This window comes from Lewinellaceae bacterium, from assembly GCA_020636105.1.
In the GTDB taxonomy this organism is placed as follows: domain Bacteria; phylum Bacteroidota; class Bacteroidia; order Chitinophagales; family Saprospiraceae; genus BCD1.
The window spans coordinates 1069113-1091725 of record JACJYL010000002.1 but is presented as its reverse complement, the minus strand read 5'-3'; the positions used below and the strand labels follow the sequence as shown (position 1 = coordinate 1091725).

Annotated in this window: 14 protein-coding genes; 11 read left to right on the top strand and 3 right to left on the bottom strand. The window is 45.0% G+C overall.

Annotated elements, in window-relative coordinates; all coding sequences use genetic code 11:
* Nucleotides 1-72 precede the first annotated feature (72 nt).
* Nucleotides 73-2814, bottom strand: coding sequence for a 2-oxoglutarate dehydrogenase E1 component (locus H6571_21435; protein MCB9326317.1), 2742 nt, complete (start codon nucleotides 2812-2814; stop codon nucleotides 73-75).
* Nucleotides 2815-3018: 204 nt separating this feature from the next.
* Between H6571_21435 and H6571_21430 the strand changes: the two genes are divergently transcribed.
* The 11 genes from H6571_21430 to H6571_21380 all read left to right on the top strand — a co-directional run bounded on the left by H6571_21430 (nucleotide 3019) and on the right by H6571_21380 (nucleotide 17925).
* Nucleotides 3019-3270 carry a 30S ribosomal protein S20 gene (locus H6571_21430; protein MCB9326316.1) on the top strand — a complete coding sequence of 84 codons (252 nt, stop codon included), beginning with the start codon at nucleotides 3019-3021 and terminating at the stop codon, nucleotides 3268-3270.
* A 382-nt stretch (nucleotides 3271-3652) separates the two neighbouring features.
* Nucleotides 3653-5077, top strand: a complete 1425-nt coding sequence (locus tag H6571_21425) for a Glu/Leu/Phe/Val dehydrogenase (GenBank protein ID MCB9326315.1) — start codon at nucleotides 3653-3655, stop codon at nucleotides 5075-5077.
* Between the two features lie 320 nt (nucleotides 5078-5397).
* Nucleotides 5398-5805, top strand: a complete 408-nt coding sequence (locus H6571_21420) for an Rrf2 family transcriptional regulator (protein ID MCB9326314.1) — start codon at nucleotides 5398-5400, stop codon at nucleotides 5803-5805.
* A gap of 176 nt (nucleotides 5806-5981) precedes the next feature.
* Nucleotides 5982-6236 (top strand): DUF2061 domain-containing protein, encoded by a 255-nt coding sequence (locus tag H6571_21415; GenBank protein ID MCB9326313.1) that lies wholly within the window; start codon nucleotides 5982-5984, stop codon nucleotides 6234-6236.
* A complete protein-coding gene (locus H6571_21410) occupies nucleotides 6233-6862 on the top strand; it encodes a phosphoadenosine phosphosulfate reductase family protein (protein MCB9326312.1) in 630 nt (209 codons plus the stop codon). The genes H6571_21415 and H6571_21410 overlap by 4 nt, the downstream gene beginning before the upstream one ends.
* An 11-nt stretch (nucleotides 6863-6873) precedes the next feature.
* A complete protein-coding gene (cysD, locus tag H6571_21405) occupies nucleotides 6874-7779 on the top strand; it encodes a sulfate adenylyltransferase subunit CysD (protein ID MCB9326311.1) in 906 nt (301 codons plus the stop codon).
* 40 nt (nucleotides 7780-7819) lie between these two features.
* On the top strand, nucleotides 7820-9067 hold the full coding sequence (locus tag H6571_21400) for a 50S ribosome-binding GTPase (GenBank protein ID MCB9326310.1): 1248 nt from the start codon (nucleotides 7820-7822) through the stop codon (nucleotides 9065-9067).
* 39 nt (nucleotides 9068-9106) lie between these two features.
* Nucleotides 9107-9748 carry a peroxiredoxin gene (locus tag H6571_21395; GenBank protein MCB9326309.1) on the top strand — a complete coding sequence of 214 codons (642 nt, stop codon included), beginning with the start codon at nucleotides 9107-9109 and terminating at the stop codon, nucleotides 9746-9748.
* Between the two features lie 517 nt (nucleotides 9749-10265).
* Nucleotides 10266-14792 (top strand): glutamate synthase large subunit, encoded by a 4527-nt coding sequence (gene gltB / locus H6571_21390; protein ID MCB9326308.1) that lies wholly within the window; start codon nucleotides 10266-10268, stop codon nucleotides 14790-14792.
* Nucleotides 14793-14911: 119 nt separating this feature from the next.
* Nucleotides 14912-16366, top strand: coding sequence for a glutamate synthase subunit beta (locus tag H6571_21385; GenBank protein ID MCB9326307.1), 1455 nt, complete (start codon nucleotides 14912-14914; stop codon nucleotides 16364-16366).
* Between the two features lie 323 nt (nucleotides 16367-16689).
* Complete coding sequence (locus H6571_21380; GenBank protein ID MCB9326306.1) at nucleotides 16690-17925, top strand: imidazolonepropionase; 1236 nt, start codon at nucleotides 16690-16692, stop codon at nucleotides 17923-17925.
* A gap of 546 nt (nucleotides 17926-18471) precedes the next feature.
* On the opposite strand, the gene H6571_21375 is transcribed toward H6571_21380, so the two are convergent.
* Both H6571_21375 and H6571_21370 read right to left on the bottom strand, forming a co-directional pair.
* Nucleotides 18472-21183, bottom strand: a complete 2712-nt coding sequence (locus tag H6571_21375; GenBank protein ID MCB9326305.1) for a bifunctional YncE family protein/alkaline phosphatase family protein — start codon at nucleotides 21181-21183, stop codon at nucleotides 18472-18474.
* Between the two features lie 127 nt (nucleotides 21184-21310).
* Nucleotides 21311-22297: an AAA family ATPase gene (locus H6571_21370; protein MCB9326304.1), complete on the bottom strand. Its 987-nt coding sequence runs from the start codon at nucleotides 22295-22297 to the stop codon at nucleotides 21311-21313.
* Nucleotides 22298-22613: the final 316 nt, after the last annotated feature.

Below are 22613 nucleotides of genomic sequence, written 5' to 3'. Positions count from 1 at the left end.
ATTTTAACCCTTAAATTTTATTTCAAAATATTAAAATAGAAACAGGTCAGAAGACTATTTACCGTCATCTGTCTATACATCAAAGGCACGATCCACAATATCCTGTTGTTGTCTGTCGTGCAACTTTTTATATCCCGTTGCGGGCGAAGCACTGGACTTTCTGGCCACCAGTTTAAAATCGTGGTCGAGGAAAAAAGCATTGACATACTGCCAGGCTCCCATATTGGAAGGTTCTTCCTGTACCCAGAAGGTTTCTTTTCCTTTGTATTTTTCTTTAAGCAAATCTACCTGCTTGCTCGGGAACGGGTACAATTGCTCAAAACGCACAATGGCGATATCGTCGCGTTTTTCTTCCCGTTTGCGCTGCAGGAGGTCAAAATAGACCTTCCCTGAACACTGTAAAACCCTTTTGATTTTTTTTACTTCCTTAGCGGTGTTGACTTCCGGATCATCGATGATCTCTTTGAAACAGGTATCTGTTTCGAAATCGGAAAGATCAGAAACCACTTCAGGATGACGAAGCAATGATTTAGGGGTCATGAGCACCAAAGGCTTTCGGAACGGTCTCTCGAGCTGCCTTCTCAGGATGTGGAACAAATTCGCCGGAGTGGTTAGGTTGGCCACTGTCATGTTGAATTCAGCACAACTTTGCAGGAATCTTTCCAGGCGGGCACTTGAGTGTTCCGGTCCCTGGCCTTCATATCCATGAGGCAGGTAAAGTACCAATCCATTCATTCTTCTCCACTTGCTTTCTCCGGCTACAATATATTGATCTACAATGGTTTGAGCACCATTGAAAAAGTCTCCAAACTGTCCTTCCCAAATGACCAGCGGGTCAGGGGAAGCCATGGCATAACCATATTCAAATCCCATTACAGCAAATTCAGAAAGCAGGGAATTGTAAATATGAAACCTTCCCTGGTCAGGAGACATTCCATCCAGCCGGTTGACTTGCCGGAAGGTTTTTGCATCTGACAGCACTGCATGTCTATGGGAAAAAGTCCCTCTTTTAACATCCTCACCGCTCAGCCTTACATCCTTACCATCGAGGAGTATGCTCCCATAGGTCATCAATTCGGCTAATCCCCAATCGAGCTTATTTTCGTCCAGTAATTTTTGATTGGCTTTTAGCAAACGATTCATTTTGGGCACCAGGTTAAACCCTGCCGGGGGTGTCATCAGCCAATCGAGAATTTTTTGCATGCGATCACTGGAAATTCCCGTGGGGGGAGACAACTCGAATTCATCATAATGAGTGGCGAAACGAAGCCCCTTCCAGGCAAGTTCAGGTTCCTGGTAGGTATAAGGCAGGGGTTTTTCACGAACTTCCTCCAACCTGTTTTGCAGAAGTCCTTTGAACTCCTCCTCCATTTTATTGGCCATTTCCATCTCTACGTCCCCTCGGGAGATCAATGTCTCCGAATACATCTGGCGTGGATTGGGATGGGTTTTTATAAAGTTATACATTTCAGGCTGTGTGAACTGTGGGTCATCGCCTTCATTATGCCCGTGTTTGCGGTAACAAACCATATCTATAAACACATCCTCATTAAACTTTTGTCTGAACTTTACGGCAAATTCCACGGCGAACAGCACGGCTTCAGGGTCGTCCCCATTGACGTGAAAAACCGGTGCCTGGATGGCATTGGCCGCAGCCGTCGAATAAGTAGAGGAACGCGCATCGTCGAAATCAGTGGTAAAGCCGATTTGGTTATTGATGACAAAGTGAATGGTGCCTCCTGTGCGGTAGCCGGCCAGCTTGCTCATCTGCACCGTTTCGTAAGTGATTCCCAGGCCCGCTGCGGCAGCGTCTCCATGAATAAGGATCGGCAACACCTTATTGTGTTCTCCATTGTAAAGCAAATCGCCTTTCGCACGGGCGAAACCTTCCACCACAGGATTCACGGATTCCAGGTGGGAGGGGTTTGGCACAAGCTTTAGGTGCACAGTTTTGCCAGACAGGGTTTCCACCTGTGATGAATATCCCAAATGGTATTTCACATCGCCATCCCCGTATATCTGCTCGGGTACAGCCATCCCTTCAAATTCGTTAAAAATCTGTTGATAGGTTTTTCCCATTATATTGGCCAGTACATTCAATCGCCCACGGTGAGCCATGCCGATCACGATCTCTTCCACACCGAATCCGGCAGCCTCATTGATGATCCCGTCGAGCCCGACAATTGTCGTTTCTCCCCCTTCAAGAGAAAATCGCTTTTGGCCAATGTATTTGGTGCCTAAAAATTCTTCAAAAACGACCGCTTCGTTCAGTTTTTGTAATATCCTCTTTTTCTTTTCAAGGGGAACATTGTAATCTTTTTTAGGCTGATGGGTTTCTACGTAATTGCGGATCCAGTTCCTGGTCTCACTATCCTGAACATGATTGTATTCAAAACCGATATGGCCGCAGTAGATTTCCTGCAATTTATCGATAATCTGCCTGAGGGTGGCGTTGGGCATGCCAATCTCCGCCCCGGACTGAAATACAATATCCAGATCATCATCTGAAAGGCCGAAATCTCTTTTTCTCAATTTAGGACGGCGATCCCTTCTTTCACGGATAGGATTAGTATCTGATAAAAGATGTCCGCGATTGCGATAACCGATGATGAGGTTAAAAACTCTGAGTTCTTTGGGGTCTATTTCTCCTTCATAAACGCCTTTTTCCATGCCATTTCCACGCTCGGCATAGTCAAACCCTGAAAAAAAAGTGCGCCAGCTTTCCTCCACGCTTTCCGGGGCATTTTTGTACTGTTGGTACATCGCTTCGATGAAGGATGGATGAGCATTTGATATAAATGAATAATCACTCATTTTTTATTTTCCGATTTTCTTTTAAAAAGTCTGCAAATATAGGCTTAGTTTGAATAAGTTTAGGTCAAAATTAGGGTTTCAATGTCAAAAAATAATTCGAAAACATTTTTTTTTCGCGGGATGTTTTCTTTTAACCAAAAAAAACATAACTTTGCACTCCGAAAAATTAGCCATCATTAAAAATATAGAAAAAGAAAGTATTATATGGCACAACATAAGTCTTCTAAGAAAAGAATTCGCCAGGACGCTATAAAACGTCTGCGTAACCGCTACTATAAAAAATCAACTCGTACCGCGATCCAAAAATTGCGTGGCATGACTGATAAAACAGAAGCTGATTCGTATCTGCCAAAAGTTTTGAGCATGGTCGATAAGTTAGCCAAGCGTAACATTTGGCATGACAACAAAGCTTCTAACCTCAAAAGTAAGTTGATGAAACATACAAATAGCCTGTAGGCCATTTGTCCTTTTATTGCTTATTTTAAAGTGTATCTCTGGAATTGATCATCAGAGATACACTTTTTTTGTGCAATCTTCCTTCCTTTTCCGCTTGGATGCCACCTCCCTTCAGGTTCGTTCTGAATCTTTATTATTTCCAATAAAAAAATACGTACTGAAATATCAAAATTTTCCTTGGTCTTGGTGTGTTTTCGACAATAAGAAATGGGGTGACAGGGGTAAAATCAATTCTGTTAAAAAACAGACAATGTCTCCAATTAATCCATCAAATATGTATGTTGTTTTAAAAAAAAGAGCGACTTTTGGCCGAATTATTGAAAGGATGAAAATCCAAATAGTATTTTAGCCTTAACCATTTAATTGAACTTAATTAGAGATCATGAGTGACAAAACAATGAGCTTTTATGAAAGTGTTCAGCACTACTTTGATAAGGCTGCTGCACACACAGGATTACAGGCAGGTTTGTTAGAACAAATTAACGTGTGTAATGCCGTTTATAAGATGTACTTTCCTGTAAAATTCGGGAAAGAAGTTAAAGTAATTGAAGCCTATCGGGTGCAGCACAGTCACCACCGGGCTCCCACAAAAGGTGGAATTCGTTTCAGTAATCATGTTAATCAGGAAGAGGTAATGGCCCTGGCTACTTTGATGACCTATAAATGTGCAATCGTAAATGTTCCTTTTGGCGGCGCTAAAGGAGGGGTTAAAATCACTCCATGGGAATATACCCCCAGCCAACTGGAAAAAATCACCAGGCGTTACACTACGGAGTTGATTCGCAGAAAATTTATCGGGCCTGCTATTGATGTACCGGCACCTGATTATGGAACAGGACCGAGAGAAATGGCCTGGATTTATGATACTTACAGAACCTTCCATCCGGATGATATTGACGCGGCAGGAGTGGTCACCGGCAAACCGGTTACTCAAGGAGGAATTCAGGGAAGAACGGAAGCTACAGGCAGAGGCGTTTATTATGGTATTCGCGAAGCTTGCAGCCATGAAAGTGATATGAAAAAACTCGGACTGGAAAAAGGAGTGGCCGGGAAAACAATGGTGATCCAGGGATTGGGTAACGTGGGTTCTTATTCAGGCATTATTTCCCAGGAAGAAGGAGATTTGAAAATAGTAGGGGTAACAGAGTTTGAAGGGGCCATTTATAAAAAAGATGGGATCGATATCAAGCAGCTCTTAAAAGTCAGAAAAGAAACAGGCTCCATTCTCAATTACCCAGGGGCGAAGACTTTTGCTCAAAAAGACAGAAACCTGGGGCTTGAGTTTGAATGTGATATCCTGGTTCCTGCTGCTCTTGAAAACCAAATCACTTTAGAAAATGCCCATCGTATAAAAGCTAAAATCATAGCTGAAGCGGCAAACGGGCCTATCACGGCAGCGGCTGAAGAAGTTTTGCTCAAAGCAGGAAAACTCATTATCCCTGACGTTTATCTCAATGCCGGAGGGGTGACGGTTTCTTATTTCGAGTGGTTGAAAAACCTTTCTCATATGCGTTTTGGCCGAATGGAAAAACGTTTTCAGCAGAACCAGTTTGATGGCATTCTCGCGAAAGTGGAAGAAATGACCGGCAAAACGGTAAGCCATCGTGATCGCGATATTCTGGCGAGAGGGGCCGATGAGATAGATCTGGTTCGTTCAGGGTTGGAAGAAACCATGATCACTGCCTATAATGAGGTACGCGATACGCAAAAGCGTAAAAAGAAAATCGAAGACCTCAGAACGGCAGCCTTCGTTACTGCCTTACTGAAAATTGCAGACGATTACAACGCCATGGGTATTTTCCCATAGCGGTTAGTAAAACATATAAATAAAATCAGAAGCCGGAATTTCATCGAGAAGTCTCGGCTTCTTAATTTTATAAAACGAAAAAACACCTAGCGCATGCTTTAGGAACAGTTCAAAAATAAATTGACAATTTTAATCATGTAAATCACTGAAAATCAACACTTTTACATTTTTAATTTATCATTCTAAATTTTACATTTCCCTTAGCTTGTTTTCGTGGGATTGCTGCGGCAAAAATATCAAAATTCATAAGGCCCGGATACTTACGTAACAAAACGTAAGGAATTAATTGGAAAATTTTGTTATTTGCTTAACTTAGCCTAATGCTTTCAAAAAGAACAAAATACGGGTTAAAAGCACTTGCTTTTATTGCCCGCCGTTATGGCGGAGACCCTGTTGCCGTTTCAGAAATTGCTAAATGTGAAAATATCCCTCCAAAGTTCCTGGAAAGCATATTGCTGACTTTGAGAAAATCAGGTATTTTAAGCTCCAGGAAAGGTAAAGGCGGAGGGTATTATCTGCTAAAACCTCCCGGGGAAATTCCTATGGCAGATGTCATCCGCATCCTTGAAGGTCCCATCGCTATGTTGCCCTGTGTAAGCCTGAATTATTATGAAAAATGTAAAGATTGCCCGGATGAGGATGAATGCAGGGTAAACAAACTAATGATCAAAGTCAGGGACAATACCCTCAAAGTTTTTCGTGATAATACGCTGGCTGACCTTACTTAAATCTTCCTTTTCCATGCTGGCTTTTTATGTTATTTTCATTATCAATGGATTTTTCATATCGGATTTTTTCTAAAAAATTAATGTAAAAAAATTTGCACGGGTTAAAAAAGAAGATACTTTTGCACTTTATTCCTACTAATCCGATGGGATTTAAGTTTTAAGTAAAATGACCGACAATGATTTTTAACCAGGCCGTGAAAAACGACAGGGATTTTCTTTTAGATAAGCATTCAGAAAGACCGGTACGGAGTGTTGTCAAGTCCATTAGCTGGAGGATGTTGGGCACCATGGATACCGTGATCATTTCGTGGCTGATCACCGGGACGCTGAGCATTGCCTTTTCGATAGGCGCCGTAGAACTGTGCTCAAAAATGGTATTGTACTTTTTTCACGAAAGAATGTGGAATAATATAAAATGGGGAAAAACATGAAAGCAAAAACTCAATGGCCTGATCTGGAAGCCATTAATAAGAAGTTAAGAGATAAATCACCACGGGAAATCGTGGATTGGGCACTGTCTGTGGCGGAACACCCTCTTGTAACGACCAATTTCAGACCCTATGAAGCGGCCATCCTGCATGTTTGCGCAGAGTGTAAAAAAGATATTAAAGTCATTTGGTGCGATTCGGGATACAACACTCCCAATACCTATCGACATGCTGAAGCGCTTAAAGAGCTGCTTGCACTGAATGTGTTCCTGTATGTCCCCGGACAAACGGTCGCCCATAGGGATGTCGTGCTTGGCATTCCGGATATCGATGATCCAAGGCACTCAATATTTACGGAACAGGTAAAACTGGAACCCTTTAACCGTGCGATGAAGGAACACCTTCCGGATGTTTGGTTTACCAATCTCAGGAAAGGTCAAACGGCATTTCGGGATAAGATTGACATCGCCTCGGTTAGCCGTGACGGCGTATTGAAAATTAGTCCTTTTTACCATTGGTCAGATAGTGAATTGGATGCATACCTTGTCGCAAACGGCCTGCCGAATGAATTCAAATATTATGATCCGACAAAAGTATTAGCGAACAGAGAATGTGGCTTACATTCTTAAATCCACAGCATATGACTCAATCGATACTAAAAGTAAATCCGCTGGAAAACGAAGCCATCCATATTTTAAGGGAAGTCGTGGCCCAGTTTGAAAAACCCGTGTTGCTTTTTTCAGGGGGCAAAGATTCCATTACCCTGGTACGCCTGGCACAAAAGGCCTTTTACCCTGCCAAAATACCTTTCCCGCTGATGCATATTGATACAGGACATAATTTTCCGGAAACGATCGCTTTTCGGGATAAGCTGGTGAAGGAACTTGGCCTGGAACTGATCGTTCGATATGTACAGGATACCATTGATGCCGGAAAAGTGAAAGAAGAATCGGGGCGTTACGCCAGCCGTAATATGCTGCAAACGGAAACCTTACTGGATGCAATTGAAGAATTTGGCTTTGATGCCTGCATTGGGGGAGCCCGCCGGGATGAAGAGAAAGCCCGGGCAAAAGAACGTATTTTTTCGGTCAGAGATGATTTCGGACAATGGGACGAAAAAAATCAGCGCCCGGAAGTCTTTGATATGCTGAACGGCCGGATTGACCTGGGGCAGAATGTTAGGGTTTTTCCTATTTCAAACTGGACAGAACTCGATGTCTGGACTTATATTGAAAAAGAAAAAATTGAGATTCCTTCTATTTATTTTGCCCATCTAAGACCTACTTTCATCAGGGATGGCCTGATCTGGTCAGCCAATGATGCTGTCGTTCACCGTGATGAGCATGAAAGTGTGGAGGAACGAGTGGTCCGGTTCAGAACGGTAGGAGATATGAGCTGTACCGCCGCCGTAATTTCCGAGGCCAGTGACATTTCAACGGTGGTCAAAGAGATCAGGGTGTCTTCGCTGTCAGAGCGGGGGGCAAGGATCGATGATAAAAGATCGGAAGCCGCCATGGAAAAACGAAAACAGCAGGGATATTTTTGAGGGTTGGGTTTAAACAGGCTTTAAATAAAAATTCAATATTATGGAGGTATTAAAAATAGCCACGGCAGGCAGTGTTGACGATGGCAAAAGTACCCTTATCGGCAGATTGCTTTATGATACCCATTCACTGACTGACGATAAATTGCAGGCCATTGAGCAAAGCAGCAGGTTGAGAGGGTTTGATTACCTCGACTTCTCCCTGGCGACTGATGGCCTCGTGGCAGAAAGAGAGCAGGGGATCACCATTGACGTGGCACATATTTATTTTTCCACCAAAACCAGGAGTTATATCATTGCCGACACTCCCGGCCACGTCGAATATACCCGCAATATGGTGACCGGGGCTTCCACTTCCCAGGTTTCCATCATTTTAATCGATGCCCGAAACGGGGTGATTGAACAAACTTACCGTCATTTTTTTATCAATAACTTGTTGAGAATAAAAGATGTCGTGGTGGCGATCAATAAAATGGACCTGGTCGATTTTTCGGAAGACAAATTCAATGAAATAAAAGAAGAAATAGAGGAACTCGCTGGAAGAAGCACCTATCGCGGTCAGAAAATAACCTTCATCCCGATCTGTGCACTACATGGAGATAATGTGGTTAGTAAGTCGAAAAAATCACCCTGGTATCATGGCAAGACCTTATTGGAACACCTTGAAAAGATAGATGTACAGGATGTTTATGAACAGGCACCCATGCGATTTCCCGTGCAAACGGTGATCAGGCCCAAAACAGCCGGTTACCACGATTTCAGAGGTTATGCAGGAAAATTGTACGGTGGAGAAATTTCGGTGGGGGATGAGATTATCGTATTGCCTTCTCAAACCACCTCTAAAATTAAGGGGATCCATTTTTTTGATGAAAAATTCAGCACCGCAGAAAGGGGAAGTTCCATCACCGTGACCCTGGAGGATGACCTTAATGTGAGCCGTGGAGATATGATTGTAAAATCGTCAGAAGTTGCTAAAATGGGTAAAGATATAGAAGCGACCATTTGCTGGATGGATAAAAAGCCATTGCAGGAGGCGGAAAAATATATCTTACAACACGGAGTAAAAGACGTACTTGTCAGGGTAGAGGAAATTGAAACGGTAATCAATACTGATTTTTCAGGAGAACAACCTTTTCCCGGGCGCCTGATACTCAATGAGATCGGGAACGTCCGGTTGAAATTGAGCAAACCCTTGTTTTACGATTCCTATGAAGAGCATAAATCCACTGGGGCCTTCATTTTGATTGATCCACAAACAAAAAATACTGCAGGAGTAGGATTTATTCATTAAAAAATTGAACACTTTTTTAACCATACAAAATTTAAAATTATGGCTACCATCAGATTAGGAGATGAAGCTCCGAATTTTACTGCCCAATCGACTGAAGGAGAGATCAATTTCCATCAATGGCTGGGAGACAGCTGGGGGGTGTTGTTTTCCCATCCGGCAGATTACACTCCCGTTTGCACCACTGAGCTGGGAACGGTTGCGAAATATAAAGAAGCCTTCAATAAGCGAAATGTCAAGGTGGTGGCATTGAGTGTGGATGGCCTGGAATCTCACAATAACTGGATCAAAGACATCAACGAGACCCAGCACACAACGGTCAATTTTCCTATTATTGCCGATGAGGATCAAAAAGTATCCACTTTATATGATATGATCCATCCGAATGCCAATGATAAATTGACGGTACGATCCGTATTTGTCATCGGGGCAGACAAAAAGGTGAAATTGACTATTACTTACCCGGCCTCTACAGGGAGAAACTTCGATGAACTCCTAAGGGTCATTGATTCATTGCAGTTAACGGCCTATCATAAGGTAGCCACCCCTGCTAACTGGCAAAACGGAGAGGATTGCGTTATTTCCCCTTCAGTTACAAACGAAGAAATACCGGCGCTCTTTCCCAAAGGGCATGTTGAGGTAAAACCATACCTAAGAATCACTCCACAGCCCAACCTGGATTAATCCTCTCTCATTTCAGGGCATAAACATCAATCAGGTCAAAATTTCTTTATTTTTAGGCAGCGTCAAAAAGGGTTGATTGTTAGGGACTGGCATCCAATACGTTACGGGTTGCAGGTGAATTCACCTGCAACCCGCAACTATGGGCTGATTTAAATTGTTGTTATTGAGGTAACAAGGAAATTAATTGAAAATGCGGATTGAGTCCTTCTTGTGCCATTCTTTTATCCTGTAGTTTATTTGGAAAGTTTAAAATTATTTTTCTTAATATTTCACAAACTGCACTACTTTAAATTATCTTTGGGGACGGATCGGGATTTTTAAGAATATTATTTCTTTAATATGGATCCGGTCTAATCAAATAAAGCCTACCTTATTTCATCAACCATTTGATGAGTTTACTTTATTTTTTTAATAATTAGCTTTCGTATAAAACTAAGTTTTTTGACTTGGATTTTATCCTTTAGCCTGAATATATTTGCCAGCTTCCGCATGATACGGCAATACTAAATTGATTGATATGACTACTGAAAAGGGGGGCTTATACGTACCACAAATGGAGAAAGACTCCTGTGGTATAGGGCTTATTGCGAATTTGGAGCGAAAGAAAAGCCATAAACTGGTGCAGGATGCCCTGACCATGTTGCACAATATGCAGCATCGCGGTGCCCTGGGAGCCGATCCAAATACAGGAGATGGAGCAGGGATTTTACTGGAGGTCCCTCATGAATTTTTTGTGAGTGAATGTCAGAAACTGGGCTTTGAACTCCCGGAGTATTCAAAATATGGTGTTGGGATGGTTTTCTTTCCAAAACATGAAAACCTTACCGAGCAGTGCCGGTTGTTGTTGAACGATTATATTGACGAGGTGGGATTTGAATTATTGGGGTACCGCCCCGTTCCGGTGGATAATTCAAACCTGGGTCAGGCCGTTCTCGATACTGAGCCGAATATGGAGCAGGTATTTGTAAAACCCAAAACAGACCTGGAGCCCCGTGAATTAGAACGAAAACTCTTCATCCTCCGGAAATATGCTGCGCACAATATTTTCAAGATCCTTCCTCAATCAAGGGATCTCTATTATATCACCTCATTTTCTTACAAAACCATTATTTACAAGGGGCAACTGACGACTTTTCAACTCAGGTCTTATTTCAGGGATCTGGATGATCCTATGTTTACCTCTTGCCTGGCACTGGTTCATTCTCGTTTTTCAACGAATACGGTGCCAAAATGGAAACTGGCCCAGCCATTCCGTTATATGGCCCATAATGGGGAAATCAATACCATAACCGGTAATCTCAATTGGTGGAAATCCAAGGAGTCTCAGCTGGAGTCTAATTATTTTTCCAATGATGAATTTGAAATGCTGCAGCCCATCTGTGGCGGAAACCTTTCCGATTCCGGTAATTTCGATAATGCGCTGGAGTTTTTGACTTTTAACGGTTATTCCCTTCCTCACGCTATGATGATGATGATTCCCGAAGCCTGGGAGCATGATCCGAATATGGAGGACTACAAAAAAGCCTTTTACGAATACCACAAAACCATTATGGAACCCTGGGATGGTCCGGCTTCCATTTGTTTTACCGATGGTATCCTTGTTGGAGCAACACTCGACAGAAACGGCCTGAGGCCTTCGAGATACCTGCTCACAGAAGATAATACCCTTATCCTTGCTTCTGAAGCCGGAGTCATCGATATTGATCCGTCGAAAATTGTGCTCAAAGGCCGGCTGCAGCCGGGTAAAATATTGATTGCCGACCTGAATGAAAATCGCATCATCGGTGATAAAGAACTCAAGAATGTGATTTGCCGAAGATTGCCCTATCGCGACTGGTTGGCAGACCATCGTTTATTGCTAAAGGATCTGCCTGTCATCAGGAATGAGAGCCAGGTGGAAGTGGATCGGAAGACCTTGATCAAAAACCAGCTGTTGCACGGGTATTCCAGGGAATCCATTGATATCATGCTCGAAGCGATGATCAAAGGTGGAACGGATCCCATTGGCTCAATGGGGGCAGATTTTCCCCTGGCGGTTTTGTCTCACAAACCACAGCATGTAGCCAATTACTTCAAGCAATTGTTTGCCCAGGTCACCAACCCGCCTATCGATCCCATTAGGGAACGCTCGGTGATGTCGTTGTTCAGTATGCTTGGAGGATCGAAAAATATTCTGCGCCCGGAGACCGAACATGCGGCCTATATCCATCTTGAAAGCCCGATTCTTACGAATCACGACCTGGCTAAAGTGAAATTCATTTACCATAATAATTTCCGGAGCAATGCCATCAAGATTCTTTTTAATGCCGATGGACAAAAGGGGCGCTTGAAGGCTGCACTGGATCATATTTGTGCCAGTGCCGAGGACTTCGTCAGGAACGGCAGCAATATCCTGGTGTTGAGCGACAGAAGTGCCGATGCTTTCCATGCACCGATTCCCTCCCTCCTGGCGGTAGGAGCCATCCACCATCATCTCGTGAGTGCCGGGCTGAGGAGCAGAACGTCCATCGTGGTGGAAGCCGGAGATATTTATGAAACCCATCACGTGGCCACCTTGATTGGCTACGGGGCTTCGGCCGTTAACCCATACCTGGCTTTTTCAGGGATTGCGGGGTTGAAGAAAAACAATATTTTTGACTCCGGAAAATCATTGGATGACCTGATTTATATTTATAAAAAAGCAGTAGAAAAAGGGTTGTTGAAAATAATGTCTAAAATCGGGATATCAACCCTTCAGTCTTACCAGGGAGCACAGATCTTTGAAGTATTGGGACTGAGCGAAGAAGTCACTGACTTTTGTTTCCGGGGATCAGTATCCCGGATCAACGGACTCTCCTTTGATGACCTGGCCAGGGAAGCACTGGAAAGACACAACAGGGCATTTCCCAAAAAGAGCCTGCCGGATACCCCCATGCTGGATGAAGGGGGCGTTTTCCAGTGGAAAAGAAGGGGAGAAGCCCACTTGTTTACCCCACAGAGCATTCATCTATTGCAATTGTCAACCCGCACCAATGATTACGAAACGTATAAACAATACGCCAAAGTCATCAATAATCAGAGTGAAAAAGCCATCACTTTACGCAGTCTCCTGGAGTTTCGTAAAGGCAATCCCATTCCGATAGAGGAGGTGGAAAGTGTTGAAAATATTCTCAAACGATTTGCCACGGGAGCCATGTCTTTTGGATCCATTTCTCATGAAGCACACAGTACCCTGGCTATTGCGATGAACAGGATTGGGGGGAAAAGTAACAGCGGAGAAGGCGGAGAGGATGAAAGTCGTTTTGAATGGCACGAAAATGGGGATTCCGAGAGTTCAGCCATTAAGCAGGTGGCTTCAGGACGTTTCGGCGTGACGAGTAATTACCTTTCCAATGCCCGGGAATTGCAGATAAAAATGGCTCAAGGCGCCAAGCCGGGAGAAGGCGGACAATTGCCGGGGCACAAAGTCAACGACTGGATCGGCCGCGTCAGGCATTCTACCCCAGGCGTAGGGTTGATCTCACCGCCACCGCACCACGATATTTATTCCATTGAGGACCTGGCTCAACTGATCTTTGACTTAAAAAATGCAAACCGTAAAGCGCGCATTAACGTAAAACTCGTTTCCAAAGCAGGAGTTGGAATCATTGCCTCCGGAGTGGCGAAAGCCCACGCGGATGCTATTTTGATCTCCGGCCATGACGGAGGAACCGGAGCTTCTCCCTTGTCATCCATCAGGCATACCGGATTGCCCTGGGAATTGGGGGTTGCCGAATCCCACCAGACTTTGGTGAGAAATAACCTCAGGGAACGGGTGGTACTCCAAACCGACGGTCAGCTCAGAACGGGCCGCGACCTGGCCATTGCGACCCTTCTGGGCGCTGAGGAGTGGGGCGTTGCTACAGCAGCCCTCGTGGTTGAGGGATGCATTATGATGCGAAAATGTCACCTCAATACCTGTCCGGTGGGGATTGCCACCCAGGATGAGGACCTGCGGAAAAGGTTTGACGGTAAAGTGGAATACGTCATCAACTTCTTTACCTTTTTGGCCAACGATCTTAGAGAGTATATGGCCAAACTTGGATTTCGTTCCATCAATGAAATGGTTGGAAAAGTGGAGATGCTTCGTTTTAAAAAGGATAGACCACACTGGAAATTAAAAGGGCTTGATCTCAGCCCGATACTCTATAAAGAAACTGAAAATCCTGATGTGGTGCAGTACAAAGCCATAGAACAGGATCATGGATTGGAAAATGTGCTGGACAGAACACTGATTAAAGCGGCTCAGCCTGCCCTGGATAACAAGGATCAGGTGAAGTTAAACTTTGATATCCGAAATACCGATCGTTCGGTGGGCGCTATGCTTTCTAACGAGGTTTCCAAAAAATACGGAAGTGCGGGATTGCCGGAAGATACCATCGATTTTCACTTTCGCGGATCCGCAGGACAGAGTTTTGGGGCTTTTTGTGCCCAGGGCATCAAGTTGACCGTCGAAGGGGAAGCCAACGATTATTTCGGCAAGGGGCTTTCGGGTGCCCGACTGATCGCCGTGCCTGACCGTACTGCTAAATTCGTGCCGAGTGAGAATATTATTATTGGAAACGTAGCCTTTTACGGGGCTACCTCCGGAGAGGCTTATATCAACGGGATGGCGGGAGAAAGATTTTGTGTCCGAAATTCCGGCGCTACAGCAATTATTGAAGGCATCGGGGACCACGGATGTGAGTATATGACGGGAGGGTTGGTCATCGTACTCGGAGAAACAGGAAAGAATTTTGCTGCAGGAATGAGCGGGGGCGTGGCTTATATTTACAACCCGGACGGTTCATTTGAAAAGAACCTCAATACTGAGATGGTTTCTTTGGATCCCATGCTGGAGGAGGATTTCCGTTTGTTGGAAAAAATGATCGGCAATCATGCAAAATATACGGGAAGCAAACAGGCACAAAGGATGCTCAACGGCTGGGAAGCATACTGTAGATGTTTTGTCAAAGTGATGCCGGAGGAGTATAGAAAAGCACTCGAAAACAACAAAACGAAGGAGATTATCGGAGTGAAGGGGTAGGCGGTTGCTTGTTGCTCGTTACTGGTTGACTTGTTGAGGTTTTTTATTTTACACCTACCTTCCTGCTTCTGCAGGCAGGTTTTACATTTTACATTTTACATTTTACATTTTATATTTTCATGGCAGATCCGAAAGGTTTTTTAAAATACGATAGAGAACTTCCTGGAAAAAGGGAGGTAGAGGAAAGACTAAATGATTATAAAGAAATCGAAAGTCCGTTTCCTATTGAACGCACTTTGCAACAATCTGCACGATGTATGGATTGTGGGGTACCTTTTTGCCACCACGGGTGTCCATTGGGCAATATCATTCCTGAATTTAATGACGCCGTATATCATGAAGATTGGTACCGGGCGTATAAAATTCTCAAAACCACCAATAATTTCCCGGAATTTACCGGTCGGATTTGCCCTGCACCGTGTGAATCATCGTGTGTGCTGGGGATCAATCAGCCTCCGGTAGCTATTGAGCACATTGAAAAAACCATCGCCGAAAAATCTTTTGAAGAAGGTTTTATCCGGCCTCAACCGCCTTCTGCCCGTAGTGGAAAAAGGGTGGCCATTGTAGGATCAGGCCCTGCAGGCCTGGCTGCTGCTGCCCAGCTCAATAAGGTGGGACATACGGTCATCGTTTTCGAAAGGGCCGACAGGGTAGGGGGATTGCTCCGATATGGCATTCCTGATTTTAAACTGGAAAAAGAAGTCCTTGACCGAAGGATTAACCTGATGATAGCTGCGGGCATCCGTTTTGAAACCAATGCGGATGTCGGGAGGAATGTTGACCCACAAATGTTGCTCAACGATTTTGATGCCATCATTTTGTGTGGCGGATCTACCATTCCGCGGGATTTGGATATGCCGGGACGCGAGTTAAAGGGCGTCCATTTTGCGATGGACTTCCTCGCCCAGAACAACAAACGGGTCGCCGGGGACACCATCCCTGAATCTGAGGTGATCCATGCCGCAGGGAAACACGTCGTTGTCATCGGCGGGGGAGACACAGGATCAGATTGTGTAGGCACTTCCAACCGACACGGAGCTGCTTCGGTCACCCAGATCGAATTGCTGCCAAAGCCTCCCACAGAGCGTGGTCCGAACAACTGGCCCAACTGGCCTACTATTTTGCGTACTTCCACTTCCCATGAGGAAGGATGCGAGCGGCAATGGTCCATTTTTACCAAGACCTTTATCGATGACGGAGCGGGCAATGTAAAAGCCATTGAAATCGTGGATATTGTATGGGAAAGGGATCCAGTCACCGGGGCTCCGTTCACGGAGGTTCCGGGTACCGTGCGTCAAATTCCCTGCGACCTGGCTTTGCTGGCGATCGGATTTATGCACCCAAAGCAGGACGGTGTATTGCAACAAATGGGCATTGACCTTTCCGACAGGGGTAACGTAAAAGCCGACGAGAAAAATTATCAGACCAATATAGAGAAGGTTTTTACCGCAGGCGATATGCGCCGCGGGCAGTCACTCGTGGTTTGGGCGATATCCGAGGGGCGCGAAGCGGCCCGGGCCGTAGATATTTACCTGATGGGAGAGAGTATGCTGGAGACGAAGGGTGAGGTGTGAAAAGTAAAAATAATCGGTTCTTATTTGTTTGATCCTTCTCCTTCTTTTTCTATTTTCGCTACCGTACACTATTTTGTGTCACGCTGATTCCGCTGATTTTCGCTGATCATTTTCGGTTATATTGTCTTGTTTTTCAGACCAAAGATACGGCATGTCACTTTTTTCCATCTGCGAGAGCCAACCATGTTTTTTCAGGACTTCCCCCCAAAGTGTACCCTGGAGAATTTCCATTCTACTTCCTGAAGTGAAATAGAGCCCAGATTAAACGAATTTGGGCAATTACATCAGAAAGCCTAAATTTGCCTCCAAATAACCATTCCACCATGTCTACAACCCTCATTCATCATATCAAACAGCTCGTTCAGGTCCACCATGAAATACCTTCCGTGGTGAAAGGGGCAGCCATGAAGCATTTGCCTCAACTGGAAAATGCCTGGCTCCTGGTAGAAGAGGATCGCATCAAAGACTTTGGTCCGATGTCCTCTTGCCCGGAACGTGCTGATGTTTCCATCGATGCAAAAGGAGGCATGATTTTTCCGTCCTGGTGTGATTCGCATACCCACCTGGTTTTTGCAGCAAGCAGGGAAGGTGAGTTTGTGGATAAGATCAACGGACTAAGTTATGCTGAAATAGCCGCCAAAGGCGGTGGTATTCTCAATTCTGCCCGCCGGCTCAGGGACATGCCGGAGCAGGCTTTGTTTGAAAGTGCCATGGGCAGATTGAAAGAGGTGGCTCATTACGGCACCGGAGCCATTGAGATCAAAAGCGGTTATGGACTGAGTGTGGAAGGAGAGTTGAAAATGTTGCGGGTTATCCGCCGGTTAAAGGAAAATTCACCGTTGACGATTAAGGCCACTTTCCTGGGCGCCCATGCCTTGCCCATGGAATACCGGGAAAACAGAGAAGGATATATAAAACTGATCCTTGAGGAAATATTGCCTGTGATTGCCGGGGAGGGGCTGGCTGATTACATTGATGCCTTTTGTGAAAAGGGCTTTTTCTCTCCTGAAGAAACCTCGAGGATCATTGAGTCAGGAGCAAAGTATGGACTGAAAGCCAAGATTCACACCAACCAGTTTAATTCCATGGGCGGCATTGAAGCCAGCGTCAACGGCGGTGCGCTTTCTGTCGATCACCTGGAAGTGATCAACGAGGCGGAAATTGCCTGCCTGGCCGGCAGCAACACTCTTCCTGTCCTGCTGCCTTCGGCGCCTTTTTTTCTGAACGATCCTTTTCCCCCGGCCCGCAAGCTCATCGAAGCCGGCTTGCCGGTGGTGCTGGCTACTGACTACAACCCGGGGTCTTCGCCTTCCGGAAAGATGTCTTTTGTGCTTTCCCTGGCCTGTATCAAAATGAAAATGTTGCCGGAAGAAGCCGTCAATGCAGCCACCATCAACGGGGCTTACGCCATGGAACTGGAAGCTGAACACGGCAGTATCCGAAGGGGTAATTTCGCTAACTTTTTTATCACAAAACCTATGCCTTCGGTAGCCTATATGCCTTATGCTTTTGGCAGTGATGTGGTGGATCGGGCTTTTGTCAGGGGCATGGAGGTTTAAACCCGGATCCTGAAGGTATTTTTCCCCGGGGACCGGCAATCCAAATTTTTCAAATTTGATATAAATAACTGACGTTACGCGTTAACTCTGTTTTAAATTAATTCCGGGAAGGGTTCTGATTAATTCAAAAATTGGAAATGCACAGCGGCCCAAAGAGATATAAGGCGTCAGATGGCTTCGGGAAGTGGCAAAAACAAAAAATGATTCTTATCTGCGGATGTTTAAGTTATTTCAATTCCCAAGTAAACGGATATCGGTGCCACTTAACGGGAAAATCGCCTTATATCAAACGAAAGAGCCTGATAAAATCTTCGATTATGCCATCCGATAATACCGGGTTTGAGCTTGCCGCCTTGCATTTCCAGGCCTTTTTTCTATCTTTTTTTGGCCGGAAAAAAAGATAAAGGATTCAAAATGAACACATCTAAAACAGGCATTTCAAAAGCTAAAAGCAACGTGCCTATCTGATATTCGGGCGAGAACCATTTTCCAAAAAGAATCAAAATAATTTATTATTGGATCTGTCCGCGTAACGTCAGTAAATAACTATTGCTTCCGTTCCCGATTTTCCAGCCGGTCTTTGTCCTGTTCCTTACTGTCTTTCAGCATATCGCCGGGATGATCCATTTGTGGAGATTCTTCCACCGCTTTCCAGTTGAAGTTTTCATCAAAAGGATCAAGAGCCAATTGTGGGTTGAAAATCCTTTCATCCACCGGCAGCGCATTATAAGGACTGAGATCCGGGTGATCATTAAAGAAGTCCCCCAGGTCAGTCGCTCCTGCATCGTACTGATTCAGGTAGGGCATGCCCATCACATTCCAAAAGGTCTTGAAAATACTGCCGAAACTGTAGTGAGTATGGCTGACGTAATTTCGCTTTACCCAGGGGGAAATGACCATCAGCACACTTCTGTGCGCATCCACATGATCCACGCCGTTTTGAGCATCATCTTCCGTGATGACGATCATCATATTTCCCCAATAGGGGGTATGAGAAAGGAATTCCACAATACGCCCGACTGCCAGGTCATTATCGGCCATGTAACTTTCCCGGAAAGGGTAACCCGCTTCGGGGCGGTTCCCGGCGCCGTGGTCATTCGGGAGGATCACCGTAATCAATTCGGGCATGGAGTCTTTGCCTGTCATCCATTTTTCTGTAAATTCCTTTTGAAACTGGTCTACCCTGAATTGGTCGGGAATGCCTGTGTTGTAGGTAGGATAAGTATGCGAAGTTTTGTTGTAAACAGGCTGTGGCAAAGGATAGTTCACCTGTTGATTGATGCCTGTGTATTTGTATTCCTGTTTGTAAAAGGCCGGTTCAAACATGACGCTAAATCCAAAGTTGAAAAAGGATTTGTCATGGCGTTCCAAATGATCCCACATGGATCCGGCCTCATTATAATCTTCGGGGTAAATGGCTCCTGCGGAACCGTTCATGGCATAAACGCCGGGAGCTTTTGAGCCTTCTTTGTAATTCCGGTTCCCGCCATAGCTGGCTGCCGTGCATGTTTCCACCCACTCATTCGGGTAGGTATTCACCAACCACCGGTGGCCATCGGCCGACACGTCTGAATCGACGTAAAAATTATCGCTAATGGCAAATGCCTGCGCCAGCGCCAGGTGATTGGGCATAACGGTGGCATTTTCGACGGAGTCCGTTTTGGCATCATTTCTAAAAGAGGCTCCTGTTCCATACCGGGCAATGGTGGGATCACCCTTTCCTTTTCCTATTTGGCCAAAAATTTCATCATAGGTCCTGTTTTCCTTGGAAATGAAAACGATGTGTTTGATCGGACTTGAAGTGGCCCCGGGATAAAGGGGAATGGGGTTGTTTTGTCTGCCCTGGAAAACGGGATCTGAAGAACGGGCAAATGAAAAGTTGTTTTCGATCACCTGTTGGGTCAACTGCTCCAGTTGATCATCTGAAGGAATGGCCAAAACCTGGACCGTCCCTTTCATCAATGACCCGATATAACTGCCTTCCGGGCCTATTTGGAAAGATTGGCCGCCATTGGGGCCGCTTCCAAATCCTTTGGCATTTGAAATGACCAAGTGTTTTCCATCGCGGCTGACTTCCACTTTCGATGGGAACCATCCCGTGGGGAGATGGCCTAAAACTTTCATTGTTTCTATGTCAACCACCCCGACCGCATTGATTCCTGATTCGGCAACATACAATCTTTTTTGGTCCGGACTCAAGGCCAGTCCAAATGGAATGACGCCACGGAAATGCTTTAGCCTTGCCTCCGGGATTAAGGGAATGGTTTTTATCACGGTATCTTTTTCGAGTGAAATGACCGAAATATTGTCGTTGGTTCCATTGCTTACAAAAACGTATTGATCCGTGGCCACTATAGAGTTGGGACTCGCGCCGCCCACAGCGGGAATGCCTTCAATCAAGGCGCCTACCAGGTGGCCTGTTTTGATCTTAGCGGTTACTGTTGGGGTTTCCGTCAGATCAATCGCAAAAACAGAAAAAGCCTCAATGGCATTCGGGTCACCCAATCCTTTTACATAAACAGAGTCGTTCATATATCCGCTTTTCATGGCTTCGGTGCCATAACCCGAGGCGGGAAAATCAACGGAATGAAATTGCGTCGTATCCCGGCTGTCTTTGATCTTGCTATATTCAAACATGCCTACATTGGCCACATATACCCTGGATTCATCAGGAGAGAGGCATACGCCAAATGGATAGCGGCCTACGGAAACGGAATGGCTTACTTTTTTCTGATCGGTATCTATGATGACCAGTCTGAAACCGATTTGGTCAACGACAAAAAGCGTTTTTCCATCCCTGGAGAGTTTCAGGTCGCCAAGATAACCATGGCTATAATCCTGTTCAGGGGTGATGCCGGAACAATCAATGGTGCCTTTGGGGGCTCCATCTGACAAATTGAACAGGTAAATTTTATTTTCCTGCCCTCCGGAAACATAAACAGTCTGGTTGTCGGGGGAAATGGCTAATCCCATAAAAACGGAAGCTAAAACCCCTTCGTCAGATTTGGGGCCAGGCGGAATTTGTTGTACTTCCGGATGATCCGATAATAAATGGCGTATGATGGTTATTGAAATGGGATTGGTTCCTGAATTGGCCGTAACGGCGGTATTGCCGTCAGGGCTAAGCACCAGTCCGTAAGGATGAGGCGCGGTGAGAATGCTTTTGCCAAGCGGTTGGATAAATCTTCCGTTGGGAATCACTGTTTTACCATCAGGACGGACGGCAGCGAATTCATCCCCGGCAGGAGCAGTGGTTATCCATATGGATTCTTCATTGGCAGGATTCAGGTTTTTGCAGCCAGAAAGGAGCAGAGCAAACGAAATGAAAATAATTTTGAAAGGCATTTTTTGTTGGGTTTATTTGTATGTATAGTTACGCCAATTTTTACAAATTTAAGGTTTTAAGCAAGTTTATTTGCTGTCTGGCTTGTTTAAATCTTTCTTCCCAATTACCTGTGATATGTTCGAATTTGATGCCAAAAAAAGATAAAGTTTCCCGGTGCATCTCATCCAGTTGATTGCGTTCCGCTTCGGCGAGCCGGGTGCCGTCCTGGAGGTAGGGGACATTGGGGTCGAGGTAAAGATAAAGATCGGCCCGGTTGGTTTCATAAATGTTTTCCGGAAGCTGGAGATATTCTCCAAACCGGAATTTTGCGTAGGATTGGGTGATATGGATGTCGGTATCCATGAAAATGAAAGGTTGCCGTTCTGCTTCAGCGGATTTAATGTATTCAGCATGCTTTACGGCAATAAGCAACAGGTCTTCCTTGTCAAAGGAATTGGAATCGGCGACTACTTCCCGCCCGGCTTCCCGGACGATGGAACTGTTGAATTGTCGATGTAGTTTTTCGGTCAGCGTACTTTTTCCGGTGGATTCCGTACCCAGGATGGCGATCTTTTTTTGAAAAAAGGGTTTGACGGCATCAGGAAGAAAATGCCAGTTATGGTAAACATCCTTTCGGATATCGGTGGCGGAAACGGGCATTCCCGTCCTTTCCTGGTCAAAAAGGATGTGCCGGATGCCCATGAATCCGGCGACGAATTCTCCATAAGGTTCGGAAGTGATCAACAAATCAGTATCCGGCAACAATTCCTTAAATTTTTGAGCCCATATTTTGGATACTTCCCTGGAGGAAACGGATGTGTTGGGCAATTCATTCTCATCATAAGGCAATTCGATGATGTTGATCTGTTTTGCGGCAGGGTAGGTGTCTGAGATCCAGTTGGCCCGCGTTTTTGCTTCAATGGTTTCGAGCTGCCCGGCACAAACCAACACCGATAGCCGGTCACATTGTTCCAGGGCAAAATCGATCAAAGCCTTATGGCCCAGGTGAAAAGGCAAAAATTTTCCAAAAACAAAAGCATGAATCATAGGACTGTTCAAGGTTTTAGGTTCAAAACCTGCCTGACAACATCAGGAAGCAGGTTCAAATGGAGCATCGCGACATCCTCGATAAAATTGTCGGGATGGTTGTTGATTATCAAGGATCCAGATACTATCGGACACAGTTATTTGAGCACGTTCTGCGGTAAAAATAAATTTACACTTTTGCCACACCTCCGCCCCGGCCCTAAGCAAAGAGAGATTTCGTGCTATTGGCTGTAATTTTTGCAGGTAATTGGAGGCCATCAGCTACCTTTTTTCACGCTCAATTCTTAAACCATCATAATATCAAATCATCGTAACA